The organism is Bacillus sp. F9_6S_D1_P_5 (genome assembly GCF_054823925.1).
Genome location: NZ_JBTREW010000008.1, coordinates 157,120 through 173,296 on the forward strand (window position 1 = coordinate 157,120; position 16,177 = coordinate 173,296).

21 protein-coding genes and 2 pseudogenes are annotated in these 16,177 nt (G+C 33.1%); 4 read left to right on the top strand and 19 right to left on the bottom strand.

What is annotated here, in order from left to right:
- Positions 1-10: 10 nt before the first annotated feature.
- A pseudogene (locus ACUXEY_RS12185) lies at positions 11-106 on the bottom strand (NADP-dependent oxidoreductase); the annotation flags it as partial.
- A 281-nt stretch (positions 107-387) separates the two neighbouring features.
- Here ACUXEY_RS12185 and mle point away from each other — a divergent pair.
- A complete protein-coding gene (gene mle / locus ACUXEY_RS12190) occupies positions 388-1,242 on the top strand; it encodes an alpha/beta fold macrolide esterase (RefSeq protein WP_461300802.1) in 855 nt (284 codons plus the stop codon).
- Positions 1,243-1,361: 119 nt separating this feature from the next.
- Here mle and ACUXEY_RS12195 read toward each other — a convergent pair whose 3' ends face one another.
- Positions 1,362-1,697 (bottom strand): hypothetical protein, encoded by a 336-nt coding sequence (locus ACUXEY_RS12195; RefSeq protein ID WP_429603469.1) that lies wholly within the window; start codon positions 1,695-1,697, stop codon positions 1,362-1,364.
- Positions 1,698-1,708: 11 nt separating this feature from the next.
- Positions 1,709-2,878: a ParM/StbA family protein gene (locus ACUXEY_RS12200; RefSeq protein ID WP_071759329.1), complete on the bottom strand. Its 1,170-nt coding sequence runs from the start codon at positions 2,876-2,878 to the stop codon at positions 1,709-1,711.
- A 208-nt stretch (positions 2,879-3,086) separates the two neighbouring features.
- On the opposite strand from ACUXEY_RS12200, the gene ACUXEY_RS12205 reads away from it, so the two are divergent.
- Positions 3,087-3,488 (top strand): hypothetical protein, encoded by a 402-nt coding sequence (locus ACUXEY_RS12205; protein WP_429603470.1) that lies wholly within the window; start codon positions 3,087-3,089, stop codon positions 3,486-3,488.
- 199 nt (positions 3,489-3,687) lie between these two features.
- Here ACUXEY_RS12205 and ACUXEY_RS12210 read toward each other — a convergent pair whose 3' ends face one another.
- From ACUXEY_RS12210 to sleB, 9 genes are all read right to left on the bottom strand, one after another.
- Positions 3,688-4,269, bottom strand: a complete 582-nt coding sequence (locus ACUXEY_RS12210; protein WP_461300803.1) for an SMI1/KNR4 family protein — start codon at positions 4,267-4,269, stop codon at positions 3,688-3,690.
- Between the two features lie 92 nt (positions 4,270-4,361).
- A complete protein-coding gene (locus ACUXEY_RS12215; protein WP_429603472.1) occupies positions 4,362-4,790 on the bottom strand; it encodes a hypothetical protein in 429 nt (142 codons plus the stop codon).
- 88 nt (positions 4,791-4,878) lie between these two features.
- Positions 4,879-5,415, bottom strand: a complete 537-nt coding sequence (locus ACUXEY_RS12220) for a DUF1697 domain-containing protein (RefSeq protein WP_461300804.1) — start codon at positions 5,413-5,415, stop codon at positions 4,879-4,881.
- A 107-nt stretch (positions 5,416-5,522) separates the two neighbouring features.
- A complete protein-coding gene (locus ACUXEY_RS12225; protein ID WP_461300805.1) occupies positions 5,523-5,981 on the bottom strand; it encodes a GNAT family N-acetyltransferase in 459 nt (152 codons plus the stop codon).
- Positions 5,982-6,179: 198 nt separating this feature from the next.
- Complete coding sequence (locus ACUXEY_RS12230; RefSeq protein WP_461300806.1) at positions 6,180-6,677, bottom strand: GNAT family N-acetyltransferase; 498 nt, start codon at positions 6,675-6,677, stop codon at positions 6,180-6,182.
- A 24-nt stretch (positions 6,678-6,701) separates the two neighbouring features.
- Positions 6,702-7,058, bottom strand: coding sequence for a hypothetical protein (locus ACUXEY_RS12235; RefSeq protein WP_166703818.1), 357 nt, complete (start codon positions 7,056-7,058; stop codon positions 6,702-6,704).
- Positions 7,059-7,164: 106 nt separating this feature from the next.
- Positions 7,165-7,767 carry a YhcN/YlaJ family sporulation lipoprotein gene (locus ACUXEY_RS12240; RefSeq protein ID WP_166703817.1) on the bottom strand — a complete coding sequence of 201 codons (603 nt, stop codon included), beginning with the start codon at positions 7,765-7,767 and terminating at the stop codon, positions 7,165-7,167.
- Between the two features lie 26 nt (positions 7,768-7,793).
- Entirely contained in the window at positions 7,794-9,134 is a 1,341-nt protein-coding gene (ypeB, locus tag ACUXEY_RS12245; protein ID WP_461300807.1) for a germination protein YpeB, read from the bottom strand.
- A 15-nt stretch (positions 9,135-9,149) separates the two neighbouring features.
- Entirely contained in the window at positions 9,150-9,911 is a 762-nt protein-coding gene (sleB, locus tag ACUXEY_RS12250) for a spore cortex-lytic enzyme (RefSeq protein ID WP_166703815.1), read from the bottom strand.
- Positions 9,912-10,055: 144 nt separating this feature from the next.
- Between sleB and ACUXEY_RS12255 the strand changes: the two genes are divergently transcribed.
- Positions 10,056-10,388 (top strand): DUF3889 domain-containing protein, encoded by a 333-nt coding sequence (locus ACUXEY_RS12255; protein ID WP_166703814.1) that lies wholly within the window; start codon positions 10,056-10,058, stop codon positions 10,386-10,388.
- Between the two features lie 162 nt (positions 10,389-10,550).
- Here the strand turns inward: ACUXEY_RS12255 and ACUXEY_RS12260 are convergent, their stop codons facing one another.
- The 4 genes from ACUXEY_RS12260 to kynU all read right to left on the bottom strand — a co-directional run bounded on the left by ACUXEY_RS12260 (position 10,551) and on the right by kynU (position 14,376).
- Positions 10,551-11,468, bottom strand: a complete 918-nt coding sequence (locus ACUXEY_RS12260; RefSeq protein ID WP_461300808.1) for a serine hydrolase domain-containing protein — start codon at positions 11,466-11,468, stop codon at positions 10,551-10,553.
- A 117-nt stretch (positions 11,469-11,585) separates the two neighbouring features.
- Positions 11,586-12,425, bottom strand: coding sequence for a tryptophan 2,3-dioxygenase (gene kynA / locus ACUXEY_RS12265; protein ID WP_000661967.1), 840 nt, complete (start codon positions 12,423-12,425; stop codon positions 11,586-11,588).
- A 32-nt stretch (positions 12,426-12,457) separates the two neighbouring features.
- Positions 12,458-13,087, bottom strand: coding sequence for an arylformamidase (gene kynB / locus ACUXEY_RS12270; protein ID WP_166703812.1), 630 nt, complete (start codon positions 13,085-13,087; stop codon positions 12,458-12,460).
- Between the two features lie 2 nt (positions 13,088-13,089).
- Positions 13,090-14,376 carry a kynureninase gene (gene kynU, locus ACUXEY_RS12275; protein ID WP_461300809.1) on the bottom strand — a complete coding sequence of 429 codons (1,287 nt, stop codon included), beginning with the start codon at positions 14,374-14,376 and terminating at the stop codon, positions 13,090-13,092.
- A gap of 159 nt (positions 14,377-14,535) precedes the next feature.
- On the opposite strand from kynU, the gene ACUXEY_RS12280 reads away from it, so the two are divergent.
- Positions 14,536-15,147, top strand: a complete 612-nt coding sequence (locus tag ACUXEY_RS12280) for a TetR/AcrR family transcriptional regulator (RefSeq protein WP_461300810.1) — start codon at positions 14,536-14,538, stop codon at positions 15,145-15,147.
- A gap of 35 nt (positions 15,148-15,182) precedes the next feature.
- Here the strand turns inward: ACUXEY_RS12280 and ACUXEY_RS12285 are convergent.
- From ACUXEY_RS12285 to ACUXEY_RS12295, 3 genes and pseudogenes are all read right to left on the bottom strand, one after another.
- Positions 15,183-15,458, bottom strand: a pseudogene (locus ACUXEY_RS12285) (NUDIX domain-containing protein); the annotation flags it as partial.
- Between the two features lie 43 nt (positions 15,459-15,501).
- A complete protein-coding gene (locus tag ACUXEY_RS12290) occupies positions 15,502-15,741 on the bottom strand; it encodes a YczI family protein (RefSeq protein ID WP_461300811.1) in 240 nt (79 codons plus the stop codon).
- Positions 15,742-15,873: 132 nt separating this feature from the next.
- Positions 15,874-16,131, bottom strand: a complete 258-nt coding sequence (locus tag ACUXEY_RS12295; protein WP_166703806.1) for a DUF3977 family protein — start codon at positions 16,129-16,131, stop codon at positions 15,874-15,876.
- Positions 16,132-16,177: the final 46 nt, after the last annotated feature.

A 16,177-nucleotide genomic window follows, 5' to 3' on the forward strand; every position in this document is an offset into this window, starting at 1 on the left:
TTAATCATTTTCATTCCACTTTTATTACAATCTTACCTCTCACATGTTGGCCTTCACTCAAAATATGAGCTTCTCTTACCCCTGCTTCATTAAACAGTACAAATTTACGCTACTTTTAACAATTTGTTTTAAAGCTTGTCTTTCTTTTAATTCTTCAACACTACCATATTGATCTATAACAATATCTTTCATTTCCTCGCCTCCTTGCTGTTTATTTTAATAACATACAAATATTTCTCAAAATTTTTTGCCTTGAATTATCATAAACTTATTTTTGGGGGTAATTACGTAAGAGGCATTATACATTCCAAAACGGAACTTGCACACACCTTAGAATCTTTCAAAACTGTATTTTCAATTTAATTCAAAAGAAATGGAGAGAACGCTATGACTGTAAAGATATTTAAAGTAAACGGGATTGATATATGTACAGAAAGCTTTGGGAACCCTAAAAACCCAGCTATTTTATTAATTATGGGAGCTACGTGTTCAATGGTGTATTGGGATGAAGAATTTTGTGAACAGTTAGCTAACACAGGGAAATTTGTTATTCGTTTTGATAACCGTGATGTAGGACGATCTGTTGCATATGAACCTGGTACTTCCAATTATACAGTTACAAATATGGCTGAAGATGCAATTGGTGTACTAGATGCTTATCATATTGATAAAGCGCATCTATTTGGTATGTCTTTAGGTGGTATGATCGCTCAAATTGCTGCTGTAAAACATCCTGAAAGAATTTTATCGTTAACATTACTAGCTACAAGTGTTATAGGCTCAAACGATAACACGCGCGATTTACCTCCGATGGATGAAAAAATTTTAACACATCACGCAAATGGTACACATTTAGATTGGACAAATGATAAAGTTGTAGCAGAATATTTAGTTTCCGGATCTCGCCTATTATGCGGGTCCAAACGAACATTTGATGAAAAAAGAGTCTATAAACAAGTAATACAAGAAATTGAACGAGCTAACAATTTATTAAGCATGTTTAATCACGCTTTACTTCAAGGAGATGATGCATATGAAGGTGTGCTTCACTCCATACAGGCACCTACATTAGTTATTCATGGAACAGACGATACTGCACTTCCTTTCGAACATGGTCGCGCACTAATTGATGAAATTCCTAACTCTGTTCTATTAACTCTTGAAGGTGCTGGACATGAAATTCATCCAGATGACTGGGAAGACATAATCCATGCTGTTACTGAACATACAGCTAAAATATAAATCAATAACGAATAGAAGGGGCATAAAATATGGTGCGCCCCTTCTATTCGTTACATGTAAAAAAGCCCATCACTGTATCCGTATGTATAGCGATGGGCAATACTTATATTTTTCTATGTTTAAAAAAATGGACAATCTAATTGATCAACAGATTCCCATGATTTTTTTTTTATATTTTCAGTGGATTTATTAGCTTCTAGTGGTACGTTTTTAAAAGGGTTTACTTCAACTTTTAATAAGGATGATGGTTCCACGTATAATGAGAAAACATGGCTACTTGGTATAGCTTTTGACACATCAATATCTCCTACTTGTTTAAAAAGTTGCTGCGCCGCAAAGAAAAAGAAATTCGTTGGGTTGGATTGTTTATTTAGCCATGCAAGCATTTCAGGTGATACTGACTTATGAATATTGATTTTCACTCGATCACCACGTTTATATCGCCTAGATCGCATGCTTCCACCAACTAACTTATCGTTAAGTTTGTAAATCCTAACTCTTTTTGCTTATGCTCTCTATATTTTGGTGAACAAGTGTAGACTAATAATCCACGTGCATTTGTAAATAAAGGATTATCTACAAAGATTACATTTGTTAGTCGTCCTTTTTGTTTTAAAATCATTTTTAAACTATTTTTAATAATTACTGCGCCCCCACCATAAATAAATACGTATGGATCGTCCTTCATATCATCAATTTTATTTATGATATCCGTTGCGACACGCGCTGCTAATCCTAATAATGCTGGTTGTGATTCCTCAACTAATAACGCATTTCTAGGGTGCTTTTCATTTAAATAAATTTGGTTAAACTCTGTAATGCTATCAATCGTCTTTGTTGGATATTTCCGGTTCCATCTTGTAATAATTTGTAGTAACGTTTCTTTCACACCATACGATAAACCCTTACTTAATTGTGGTCTAAAGTTAACACCTAATGAAACTACTTCTTCTGTCGTCCCAGCGCCTATATCAAAAGATAAGAGTGTTTTATCAACAAAATCAATTTCCGATACTTGATTTTGTTCACATTCTATTTTATGTTTCACAACATTTCCTTCTTCATCATATACAATGCCCCACGTCCCAGAAGCGCCCTCAGGTAGGCATTTACAATATTCGATTGAAATATTGATTGTCACATCACGTCCGTTAGGATAATGGAATACAACCTTATGATTACCCATATAACGTTTCGCATTTTCTGCAGCTATTTCTTGTGTAATAAGCTGCATAGGAAGAGCAACGGATAAATCATATCGAATATTAATATGACTAGAAGTTGGACTTTGACGCATAGCACTTACCGCTAAACCAGATAGAATTGTAATAACCATTAACTCATCGGTTGACTTATTTGATTTCTTCTCAACCTCAGTACCTTTTAATTGATCTTGAATGACTTTTTCTCCAACGATATACCGCACATTATTTAACATTAGCGATGGAGAACTAATGGTCACGTCAATGTGATTTTCTAATTCAGATAATGAAACATCTCCCTCATCTAACAATCCAGTAGGCTCTCCTATATATAAAGCATATATACTCGGAATAAAAATAGGATCTTGCCCTTTCACCATTAACTTCAAACCGTTATTTCCTGCATCAGCACCAGCTTTTAATAGAATAGACATAACTACCCCCTAAATTAATCTGACATCCCTTCCAAATATATGCGAGCCCATTCTTTTACATTCAAATGTAATGTAATTTTTTATTTATTGTAAAAACAAAATATCGTATTCTTGCCCTTTATGTAAAAAGTATTTGACATAAAACCTTTCCAATTTTATACTATGAGTGTAAATAGTTTTTTACATTATAGGAGGTGTCATTTCTAAATTGAATCATAAAAAAATCATTTTCATAATTATCGTTATATCATTACTAGGAATCCTCTTACATGGCGCATATAAATATATAACGGAAGGTTCAATTTTAGGTGGAACAATATTCGCTTTTTCGTTAATACTTGGTAATTTAATTAATCAAATTACTTGGGGAGATCCAAATGGAGTGTCGGAAGAAAGTCAAGATGAAATGGGACAGCAAATTACATATAAAAGCTTTAAAATTGCTTATTTTGTACTTATATGCCTTATGTTTTTTATTTTAATATTATCAGAAGGATTTGCATTCCTATTACTCGATGAAATAAAAAATCTTCCTCTTTTTATCGCACTTTGCTCTTCTTTCTTTATTTATCCTATTGTCGAACTTATAGTTGGAAAACAATATAAATAAAAAGGTGAGATTTTGTAAAGTAATAATAATGTTATTTAATTTTGATTTAAAAATATAAGAGCCTTACTACAAATTATATTGTAGTAAGGCTCTTTAAAGTTGTTTAATTTCTAACCTTTTAAATGAGTTTGTAGACAAATATAAATAATAAATTTGTTTTAATAAAGCTCCCGTTAGTTGAAGTGTAATTCTTCAAAAATTATTGAGGTTCTTCTAGAAAATTAAAATCACCATCAATAAGATCCTGTAAATACTCATCAAAGCTGTTTGCAATCACTTCATATTCATCAGGGTCGTGTAAAAAACGAATGATTTGACCACATACCCCTTCGTCAGAAGGATTAAAATCAATATACAGCTTTGATGTTCCACCGTTGTTCATACAATCTGAAAAGTGAATATACGTGCCAGGGAGAAGTCCTTCTGGTTTTATCTTAGAGTCAACAGCATCCTCGTCATCTTGGTATTCTAAAAGATAGGAGACGTCTTCTCCTTCTTTTGAACTTTCGATCATCTCCTGTGTAGAAAGCAAATAATATGGATACTCTTCAACATCTGAACCTAAAATACATACTGTGACTTCGTTTTCTCCATATTTCCGCCAATATGTACCATCGATATTTTCAAGTAAAGAGATTAATGATTCTGGACAATTTGGATATTTCGACCTTAATATATCAATATTCTCTTTTGTAGCACCGTATGCTTTATTTAGCGCTTCGAGATCATCCGTTGATAATGCTGCTTTCAAACCGTTTAAAAATTTATTTACCAAATCCATTACTTTGTCCTCCCAATAATCAAATATAATTTTTTTTATTCTATATACCTAACATAAATAAGATTTGACCTTTAACTGTTCTCACATTTAATTTAATTAGTACCATTACGCTCTAGCTCTTCTCGATTAAAGTATTGTTCTAGTAACTCTTTACCTGTTTTTATTGTAGTATAGTACTCTCCATCATACAGTTTCCCTTCTGATGGATTGTGAAAATCTTCATATTTCTTGAAGTCTTCATTTTCTTCAAATGATTCCTTTGCAAGGTCCATGTCTTCTGCTTCTATTTTAGCAAACAATCTACCTATATCGAATACCCCATCATCATCAATACTCTCTTCTAAAAGATAGTGTTCCTCTTCCTCTATAGGTGTTAATTTACTTTTTGTAACAGAATATAAATGGTTCGTTTCTTCTACTTGTACCATGATAAAAATCCAACCAACTCTTACAACCGTACATGGTGCCAACCCTTCAAATGTAAATGCAACTACCTTTTGGTCTTTCACAAATTTCCCCATCTTACTACCCCTTAATTCGTTTATTTTATACTATAACCATAGTCTCTTAAACATTTATCTGCTCTAAGTAAACCTCATCTTTTTATATTTACATTCCTTCAACTATCGTTTTTAATTTACTCATAGTCTGCCAATTCCTAACTGTAGCTGGTGTATGTAACCTCTGAAATTGATTCATTAATTTAGAGTTTCGAATGCTATTCTTGAAAAATACATACACTACATTTTCATCTATATAACAATCTTCAGTCTCATTTTTTTGCATAAGTAGCTGATCCTTTTCTTTTTCAGAAAGTTCATTTGCTAAAAAGGCAACATGTATACTTTCTCCTTCAAGCAATGAATCGACTTCATAAGGACACCTTTTTATCGTATTTATAAATTCATCACGTGTTCTTAACATGACCGGAACATCAAACCTAAAAACGTTTTTAATTTCTGATTGTATTTGTTTATTTAAAAAATCAATATCTTTTTCAGATTCGAACACGATATTACCGCTTTGAATATATGTTTTTACTTGTTTTAACTCAATTGATTCAAACATTTGTTTTAAATCAGCCATTTTGATTATCTTATGCCCGCCTACATTAATTCCTCTTAGAAGCGCAATATAAATGGTCATATCATTTCTCCTTATTCAAATGTGTTTCACAATTGATGTAATAATATAAACGATAAGAACCTTGCTACATTGTATTGAAGTAAGGTTCTTATCGTTGTTTAATTTTGTTATAGATCCGTTGACTTTTTAAACAAAGGTATATATCCTCCACTAGGTCCATAAGCAACTCCGATTTTTTCCCATTCATATTTTTCATAATAGCCTTTAAGATCTGAAGTAAGATAAAGAAATTTGTACCCTTTTTTTGCTGCTTCTAGCAGTCCATGATTCAACAATTTTGCACCTATAGAGTTGCCCCTAAATTTTTCATCTACAAACAAACATGCTAACCATGGGCTCAAATCCTGACGACTATTTAAATCATTGCGAATTAATGCATACGTTCCGATAATCTTACCCTCTATTTTTGCTATGTAAAAACTAGGTATATCATTTGGATCAGTTAAAGCATTAGTCATACAATCTTCATAAAAAGCACGCCCACCTTCCTCACCCCATTCTTTCCAAAAAACATCTATTGCCTTATTAAATAAATCATCTTTTTTTAGTAATTGAATTATTTCCATAAAGCTACGCCCCCTAAAAATATTATTTAATGATTGTACAACTAACTAAAATTAATGCTTTTCAAGTATCTTTAATTTTTTATGTATCTAGCTATAATTTCTTTACTCTAAAATATAGCCTTTTAATATTTATTCTCTTATCGTTCTAAATAAAAAAACTTACTACTTTGTTACGCGAGGAGTAAGTTTTTCTTCTCATTATTTTATGATAAGTAAATGCATTATAATTTGTTGGCCAATCGGTCCCATTCTTCTAAAACCTTTATCTTGGAAGCCGACTTTTTTGTATAAATTTTGTGCAGGAATATTTTTTTCATTTACAGCAAGTACAACTTCATTTTTCATCGGAAAATAACGTTGTACAAAGTCTTGTAATAGTGCCAATGACTTTTTAGCATATCCTTTCCTTTGACTATCGTGATTTATGGAAAATGATGTTAAAAGTAATGCATTTTGATTGTCTGTGAACTCCTGTACTCTATCTCCCGTTTGCAATGCAAAAAGACCAACAGGTATCCCGTTGTAATCTAAAATAACAATCACATTTTTTGTACGATCACTCTTTGCTTTCTCCAATAATTCGCTCGGATCTGATGTGAATTGAACTTGTTCACTTGGTAAAGTAAATGTTTGTATAACTTTTTTATATTTTTCTTTATACAGAACTAATTGGATTTCCCCAGTATGTATGTCCATGTTAAACTCTCCCATTTTTACTTATTAACTTAAACCTTGCTGCACTTTAGAATGTACCTTTCCATCTAAAAAGGTAATTTCAACTAATGCAGTTGGATCGCTTCCCTTCCAAGCAAAAATTTGCTTAATTTGTGTAGAATCTTCTACACCTTCTTCTATAAGTAAATTACCGTCAAAACCAATTACATCTTTCACTTCTGTATAAGTCATTCCTTCATTTATATTCGAGAAATGATTTATATTAATAGTTTCTTTCTTCTCACTTTCCATCACCGTTGAAGAAGTCGCTGTTTGTTTTTTCACTTCTTTCTTCTGTTCACACGCTGTCATACTGAAACCTAAGCATAAACTACAGAATATTAATGCGCTTTTTTTCATCATAACAGTTGTCCCTCCCATAATAATTAAACCATATATTCCCTTAAAAATAAACTGAATATTTAAAATTATATTGAAAAACCCTGTACAATTTTGTACAGGGTTAAGGTTAACTTTTTTTATTCAAATGATTATTTGATTGGTCATTCTGTTCTTTTCTCAGTTCTCGTTCTTCATCTTTTGGTAATTGTTTATCATTATCTTTAACTGGATTCGTTTCTCGATTTTCAATCATGTCATTTGGAACTTGTGGCATTACTCGGCCAACAATTGCAGCTAACTCATCAAGTATACCTTCACCTGTTTTTCCTTTTTTAATTTGCTTTCCAATTTGTTTCAGTCGTTCATACGTATCAACATCTGCTACAACGACTGCATTAGCACCATCCGGATCGTTTTTTAAACTTTCTGCAACAGAGTATTTAATGGACTCCACGCGAGTTCGATCGAGTTTCGCTTTTACATCTATACCTACAATAGCATATTTACCAACAACTACCGCTGTTGCATCATTCACACCTGGCACACTTGCGGCTAAAGATGCTAAATGGTCTGCTGCTTTTTCATTTGGCTTATTGGATTTGTTCGTATAATTAACATTTTTCGTCGAAACATTTTTTTGCTCTGGTTTTTCGTTTGGATTATCCCTTTTTCCAATACTACATCCAGTTATAAACAAGCAAAGCATCAACATGTATATTAGGCTCTTCATTATTCTCACCACTTTACTATTAAAGTTTAATCATAAATTTTTTCAACAGCTTGCATTTTCTTCACTTTTTCCTCTGCGCCGCTATTTGCATTAATAAAGATTTGGTACGTATCTTTCCCTAAAGTACCTATAAATTCATAACAAAGTACTTCATTATGCAAATCATTTACTACAACAGCTTTACGTTCTTCCATAACTTTAACATCTGGATTGATTTTCTTTCTTGCTTCTGCTGCAGTTAGCTTTGCTGATGGAACTGTTCGTTTTTGATGTGATGCTAAATATTCTTTAGCGGAGAATCCAACGATTGAACCGTCATCTAAAGCGATTTTCATTTGGATTGCCTCTGGATAAATTCGTATGCCATTTTCATTTACTACATACGTAAATACTCCAACATTATCATATTGTGAGCTATCATAAAGCTCCATATTATTAAACTTATGGTCCTTTAAGAATGCCAAACCTTTACTTCCTGCATCGTTTAAACTAATTTTCTGTTCTTTAATTTCTCGATTATTCATAACCCAAATTGGATATCCGCCTTTTCCGGTAATATCCATATAAAACTCATTATTCGTTGCGGAATCTTTAATTTTCACACTATAGAAAGATTCTTTTGCACCTTTTCCGCTTTTCTCAACATCTACTTTTTCATTTCCTTTTAAATTCAAAAACGATTTTGCAATTTTCGCTGCTTCATCTTTAGAAATTGCTTTTCCTTCTGCTTCAAATCCGCCTTTTTTATTTTTTTGCGCACTTGTAAAGGTCGGTCCGAAGTTTGTAGACGAATACGATGTTACATTTTTTTCTACTGTCTTTAATCCGTCAATAATTGTATTGTCTGCAGGATCACGATTTGATGCGAGTGCCATCTCAACATCCATCCAGCGTAAATTATTTTTCAATACAAGATGTTGTACTTTTCGTAGTTCATCTTGAATATTACCTGCGTTTGAATATAACGTTTGCAACGTTTTATATTCTTGATCATTTAGCGGTTCTTTTTCTAAATCACGAATAGCTGCACGGTAACTAAAATCACCGATATTTGCTAAAAATTCTTCCGTTTTATTAAAAGGCATTAATGTTAAAGGGAGTTGCCCTACATCCGAACGAGCTTCAGATGTTATTCTCCATACGTCTGCTAATGCAGGTGATAAAGATGCACGTGAATTCATCGCAAGCGTTGTTCCAATTTTGTCGTGCAATAAATCAACCTCGTACGCTAAATCATGAAACGCACGTTGATAACTATTTTCTGCTCGAATTAATACTGCATTCTTCTCTTGATGCTCTTTATAGCCCCAGTATCCTGTTCCAACTACACCGACTGTTAATAATACGATTATAATACCTCGTAACATAATTCCACCTCCGCTCTATTTACAGAAAATATGTTTCCCAATCTTTTTAATTTGTGGACGAGTCCAAATCCATTTACTTGTTGCTGTATCTGGATTGAAATAATACAATGCGTTTCCTGTTGGATCCCATCCATTTAGCGCATCTAATACAGCTTTTTTTGCTGTTTCATTTGGCGTTAAATATATTTGGCCATCCGCAACTGCCGTAAAGGCTCTCGGCTCAAATATTACCCCTGATACAGTATTTGGGAACGATGCACTTGTAACACGATTTATAATAACCGCAGCTACTGCAACTTGTCCTAAGTACGGCTCACCACGAGATTCTCCATATACTGCGTTTGCCATGAGTTGAATATCATTTTGAGAATAACCATTCGGAACATTTGTCCCTTTATTTTGAGATGGTTTATTTTCTTGTGCAGTACCACCACTAGTTCCTTTATTAGCAGTTGATTTGTCATACTTCGTTGCCTTCACAAGCATTTGCTTCGTTTTAGTTCCAGCTAAACCATCAACAGGTAATCCGAATTTCTCTTGAAAATTTCGAAGTGCCCAGTATGTACCCCATCCGAAAACACCATCCACTTTTCCCGTATAAAATCCGTTATATTTCAAACGAGATTGCAGTTCAATAACATCTTCGCCAGATGCCCCTCTTTGAATGACTTGGTTAGAAAAGGCTTCTACATTTTTCAGTTGTATACTACTGACCATCAAAGATAGTCCTATGAATGCAAGTAAAACTGCTATTTTAAAAATAGCTTTTTGACGCATAATTTTCCCTCCTTAATTATGTAAATGATTTCTTGGTTATGTTTTGTAAAAGCCTCGCTTTTATGTAAAGTAGACAAAAAAATCCAAACTCATATCGTTGAAAAAATATGTAAACAATATAAAAAAAGATAAAAGGAGTTTATCATGAAGAAATTGTTAATGCGTGTCGCACTCGTCATTCTTTTCATAACAATAAGTTCAAATATATATACCGGCCCATCAATTGTTCATGCCCAGCCGCCCTATGCAAAATGGGGGAAACTTGCTGTAGAAAAGACGAAAGAACAATATCCCAAAGCGGAAATTATCGATTACCTTCATATAGGTAGAAAACCAAAAACTGTTCAAATAACAGTTGAAAAATTTAAATTGTGGCTACGTGAAGATGGAAAAGAATATGGTGTTTTTGTTGATGTAGAATTTGAAACGAAGACGGAGAAATTTATAAAGATGTCGTTTCAGAAGACGAATCGATGAAATGAAAACCCCACTGTTTCTATTTTAAACAGTGGGGTTTAATTAAACGATTTCACTTGTACACTTATTTATAAATTAAGTAATAAGGTTACGAAACGCTAGAAGACTTAATCATAATGTAAAAACAATATCATTTTTAAACTCCTCATATATGCTCTTATCTTAAATGTGATTAGAATGCTCCTGTACATGCTCAATAAACAATTTCAATGGAACAAGACCACGTTTTGGCATATGACTACTTATTACAGCAACAAGCTCTAACTGTGGAATGATAACGATGTATTGTCCGCCGTATCCCATAGCAAAATATATATAATACGGTATGTGAAATCTTTCGTTATTCAATACCCACCAGTGATATCCATATGCCCCGACATGTTCATACGTTTCAAATAGAGGTGTACTTGATTCTTCTAACCATTTCGATGATACAATTTCATTCCCCTGCCAAATTCCATTCTGCAAACATAATATTCCGAGTTTTAATAAATCTTTAGATTTCATTTTCATACCGAAACCACCAACATATATTCCTTGGGGATCTTGTTGCCACTCATATTCGGTAATTTTTAATGGATCAAATAAATATCTTTTCGCAAACTGCTCTGTCGACATTCCAGTAGCTTTTTGGATAATGTAGCTAAGCAAATGCGAAGAACCTGAGTTATAATTCATTTTTGTAGTGGGTTCTTCAATTATTGGTTTTTCTAATATGTACTGTACCCAGTTTTCCGATTCTACAAAATCATTTGGGAATACTACTCCATTTCCGAATTCTTTCCAATCCTCACCTGTAGTCATCGTTAATAAGTGATAAAGCGTCAAATCATGCTTTTCCTCAGGTACATTTTCAATCCACTCTGTAATCGATGAATGTATATCATTTATATATCCTTTATCGATTGCAATACCAATTAATATAGATACAATGCTTTTTGTAATCGAATTTATTTTAAATAGATTATTTTCGCATTCTAACGTTTTATAATACTCAGTTGTTAACTCACCTTTTTGATAAACAAGAAATGTATTTACTTTTTTCTTTTCAAATTTATTTTCTAGTTGCTTGAAATTCAAAACTTTACCTCCAATTAAATCATTACCTAATTTATTATATCTTGTAACTTTCATTAAAACATAGTTGCGTTCAAATAAAAAACAAACCTGCCAGTAATGAACTGACAGGTTTGTTTTTTATAATTTCGTACGAACATTCCAAAGTTCTGGGAAGAAACGTTGATCAAGCACTCGTTTTAAATAAGACACACCAGATGACCCGCCTGTTCCCATTTTATGTCCGATAATGCGTTCTACCGTTTTCATATGACGGAAACGCCATTGTTGTAGCCAATCTTCGATATCAATTAATTTTTCAGCAAGCTGATATAAATTCCAATATTTTTTCACATCCGCATACACTTCTAACCATGCCGCTTCTACTGTTGCATCTTCTTCATAAGGCTGTGTAATATCACGATTTAACACATCTTTATGAATAGGGAATCCTTCTTTTACAAGTGCTTGAATTGCCACATCATACAAACTTGGTGCGTGTAGTGCTGTATGAAGGCGAGCGTGTAATTCTGGATCTTTTTCATAAATTTTTAAAGCATGCGGTGTTTTATAACCAAGCGCATACTCAATCATACGATATTGATACGATTGAAAACCTGAAGCTTGACCGAGTGAGTCACGGAATTCAATGTACTCTGATGGCGTTAATGTCGCAAGAATATCCCAAGATTGAATAATTTGAGACTGAATTTTTGATACACGTGCTAACATTTTAAACGCTGGTTGTAATTTATCTTGTTTAATAGATTCAATTGCTGCATTTAACTCATGTAAAATAAGCTTCATCCAAAGTTCACTTGCTTGGTGAATCACGATAAACAACATTTCATCATGATGGTCTGATAATCTCTTTTGAGAAGATAGTAAACTATCTAATTGTAAGTATTCCCCGTACGTCATATTCTCTTTAAAGTCCGTATGAATCCCTTTTTCCATAATTACCTTTTCGTTTTCTTTCATATTAGCCAAACGCCCCTTTTATATCATTCTACTTATATTGGTCTAATAACTGCTCGAACTGGACTTCCATCTGCATCTGTTAAGGCAAGTGGTAATGCGATTAATTCGTAATCACCGTCTGCTACATGATCTAGTACGACATTTTCTAAAATGTGTATGCCATGTTTAAACAATTGATGATGCGCTGCTAATTCTTTATCATCTAATGGATCAACTGATGGTACATCCACTCCGATTAAACGTATACCTTTCTCTGAAAGAAACGGTGCTATATCTGCACGTAAATGCGGGATTACATCTGGGAATTCATTCGCTTTACCATGTGAAGATGTGCGTAACAACAATCTTTCTACGCCTTCTATATGAAAGTTTTCTAATTCTTTTTTCCCAATGCTTTCAAGATTAGAAACATCAATGATCCGTGCTGGACCGACATAAACTTGAACATCTAAGTCTATTACTTTCTTTCCTTCATTATCAAAATGAAACGGTGCATCAATATGAGTGCCTGTATGAATACTCATCGTTAACTTTCCGACATTTACTGAACCACTCTCTTCTTTTGACCATGAAACTTCATACGAGAATGGTGTATCCCCTGGCCAAGTAGCAATATCATTATTTAGCGGTTGTGAAATATCAATCCACTCTGATGAATTCATGTTTATGCCACAACCTCTCGCTTATTTTCAAACTTCTTATATTCTTCATCTTTCATGATTTTCTTTAAAATTTGAACAGATTTCCACACTTCTTCGTATGTGTTATATAAAGCAACTGGCGCAAGTCTTACTCCATTAGGTGCACGGAAATCAGGGATAACTCCATTTGCTTTTAGCGCTTTACAAATGCGTGCTGCTTCTGCATGCTCTAAATAAATATGTCCGCCTCGTTTTTCATCCGCTAATGGATTTCCAATTGTAAATCCGAAATCTTTTAATTCGTGATCAATTAAATTCAGCATATATCTTGTAATATGTAGAGATTTTTCACGTAAACGCTCTATACCAGCATCTTTAAAAATTTCAAGAGAACCAATTAAAGGTGCAGTACTTAATACGTGCGGTGTACCAATTTGATAAGCACCTGCATGATCAGCAGCTGTTAATGTATGTTCCATATCAAACTGCTTATCTTTTCTAGAACTAAACCAACCTGATAATCCTGGAAGTCTATTAAAATGCTCTTTATTTACATATAGCCCCGCAACTCCACCAGGTCCTGCATTTAAATATTTATAATTACACCAAATAGCGAAATCAACATCCCATTCTTTGAAATGATGCGGAATAGAACCGATTGAATGACATAAATCGAATCCGATATGAATACCACGCTTATGCGCTTCCGCTGTTAAACGTTTCATATCAAGAATTTGGCCGCTTCTATATAGTACAGAAGGCAATAAAATTAAGGCGATATCATCTGTCATCGCTTGAATAATATCATCTTCAGAAAGTGTTCTACCATCTCGGCTCTTCACTCGTAATAAATGCTCATCTGGATCTAATCCTTTTAAACGAATTTGACTTTGAAGTGCATATATATCTGACGGGAATGTTAATTCATCCGCAAGAATTTTTGTACGTATTCCTTTCGGCTCATAAAATGTAGCAATCACTTGGTGTATATTTGTCGTTGTGGAACCGGTTGCAATAACTTCTTCCGGTAATGCTCCAATAAGAGGTGCAGTCAACTCACCTAATTTCTCCGAAAGGAAAAACCACGGATGCTCACCCTCTGTCCAGCCATCAATGCCATACTCCTTCCATGAATCTAGCAACGTAAGTAATGACTTCTCTGCTCTTTTTGAAAGTAGCCCTAATGAGTTTCCATCTAAATATATAGTTCCTTCTTTTTTATAGAATTCAGTTTGAAAATCTTTCAGTTCATCATGTTTATCACATTCAAGCGCATATTCATAAGTTGGTTGAAATGGTTCTTTATACATGGTGTCACCTTCTTTTAATTTTCTTTTTATTCTAACTAATTGAAATATATCACCTTAGTTGATATAACGTCAATGATATTATGTCAGTTGACTTTATATATGATTTTCTTTTACAATACAGTTATATTTTCAGATATTTCAGTATAATGAGGTGATTCTTTGAAAAACAATACTCTTTCATCAAGAAAACACCGCTCCTTAGAAACAAAGAAGAAACTATTACACGCTGGTTACACTATTTTTATACGTAACGGATTTCAAAAAACGACAATTACACAAATTATTAAACATGCAGAAACCGGTTATGGCACCGCATATGTATACTTTAAAAACAAAGATGATCTCCTCATTGTTTTAATGGAAGATGTCATGAATCAATTTTATGATATTGCTGAGCACTCCTTTTCGCCTCAAACGAAAGAAGAAGCACATAAAATGATTCAAAATCAAGTTAGAGCATTTCTACAACTAGCAAAGAAAGAACGAGCTATTTTGCAAGTTGTGCAGGAAGCAATCGGATTATCAAAAGAGATACGTCAAAAATGGGACGAGATACGGGAACGCTTTATAAACAATATTACGCAGGATATTACATACTCTCAAGAAAGTGGATTAGCAAAGACTGAATTAAATAAAGACATTGTAGCACGTGCTTGGTTCGCGATGAATGAGATGTTTCTTTGGACGATTGTGAAAAATGATAAAAAAATAGAGTTAGAAGAGATAGTACATACATTGACGTATATGTATACGACTGGGTTATATAAATAGCACACCTTCAATAAATAGGGTGTGCTATTTTACATTTATAAAAATATTTTATCTGGGTATGGTAACGCTAATGGTGGCTTTTGAGATAAAGAGAAATATTGTAGTTTTAAAGATTCACCATCTATTGATCTTAGCTCGCCACTAGTAACTTCACACTCAAACACAACAATAATATATTCTACTTCATCACCATTCGGATATGTATGGCGGTACTCTTTTCCTCCAAATACTCCTTTTTGTTTTTTCACTTGCACTTTCAATCCTGTTTCTTCCCAAACTTCCCGAACTACTGCTTCTTCTGGAGTTTCCCCAAGTTTACCTTTTATTTTGAGAATGCTTATTGTAATAAGAAAATCATTTAAAATATTTTATAAACGATACAATAATTAAAAATAAAGCAACAAGTAGTAAAGCAATTCCTATACTCCTATTTTCTTTTTCTTTATTTTTGAAATTTTGTACCCCCATACTAACTAACATACATCCTAAAAGCGTTTGTAAAATTAGTACACTTTGTTTCGAAGCATCATCCCAACTATAAATGGAATACCCCATTATTATAATTGCAAGTAAAATCGTTAAGATTCTATTCATACGTAAATCCCTCCTATAAAAGAAGCCGCTAAGTTTCCTTAGCGGCTTTATTAACAATTTATATTTACAAAATTACTTTTTATGAATTTGATATAAGTCCAAAGAATTTCCTAGCCAATATAACTGCGTATGTTAGCACACCTTTTCTTTATTCATTCTACTTACAATCCCAACTATAAATTTATATTCAATCCTTCTCTTTTTAACTTTTTTAAACCCTTCTTTCGTATCAAAAATAAAACATGATTTCCGAAACCAAATTCGTACATATAAAGACTCAAAATAAATAGGTTTTATAATTCCTCGTTCCTCAAGTTCAGTTCCATCTTTGTTTTCTATTTCTGTTCGAACGAACCACCTATTTCCAATACCAATTTCAATATACTTCACATAAGTCCCCCTTTCGGAAATTTATTTCTAACTATTTTATTATTTC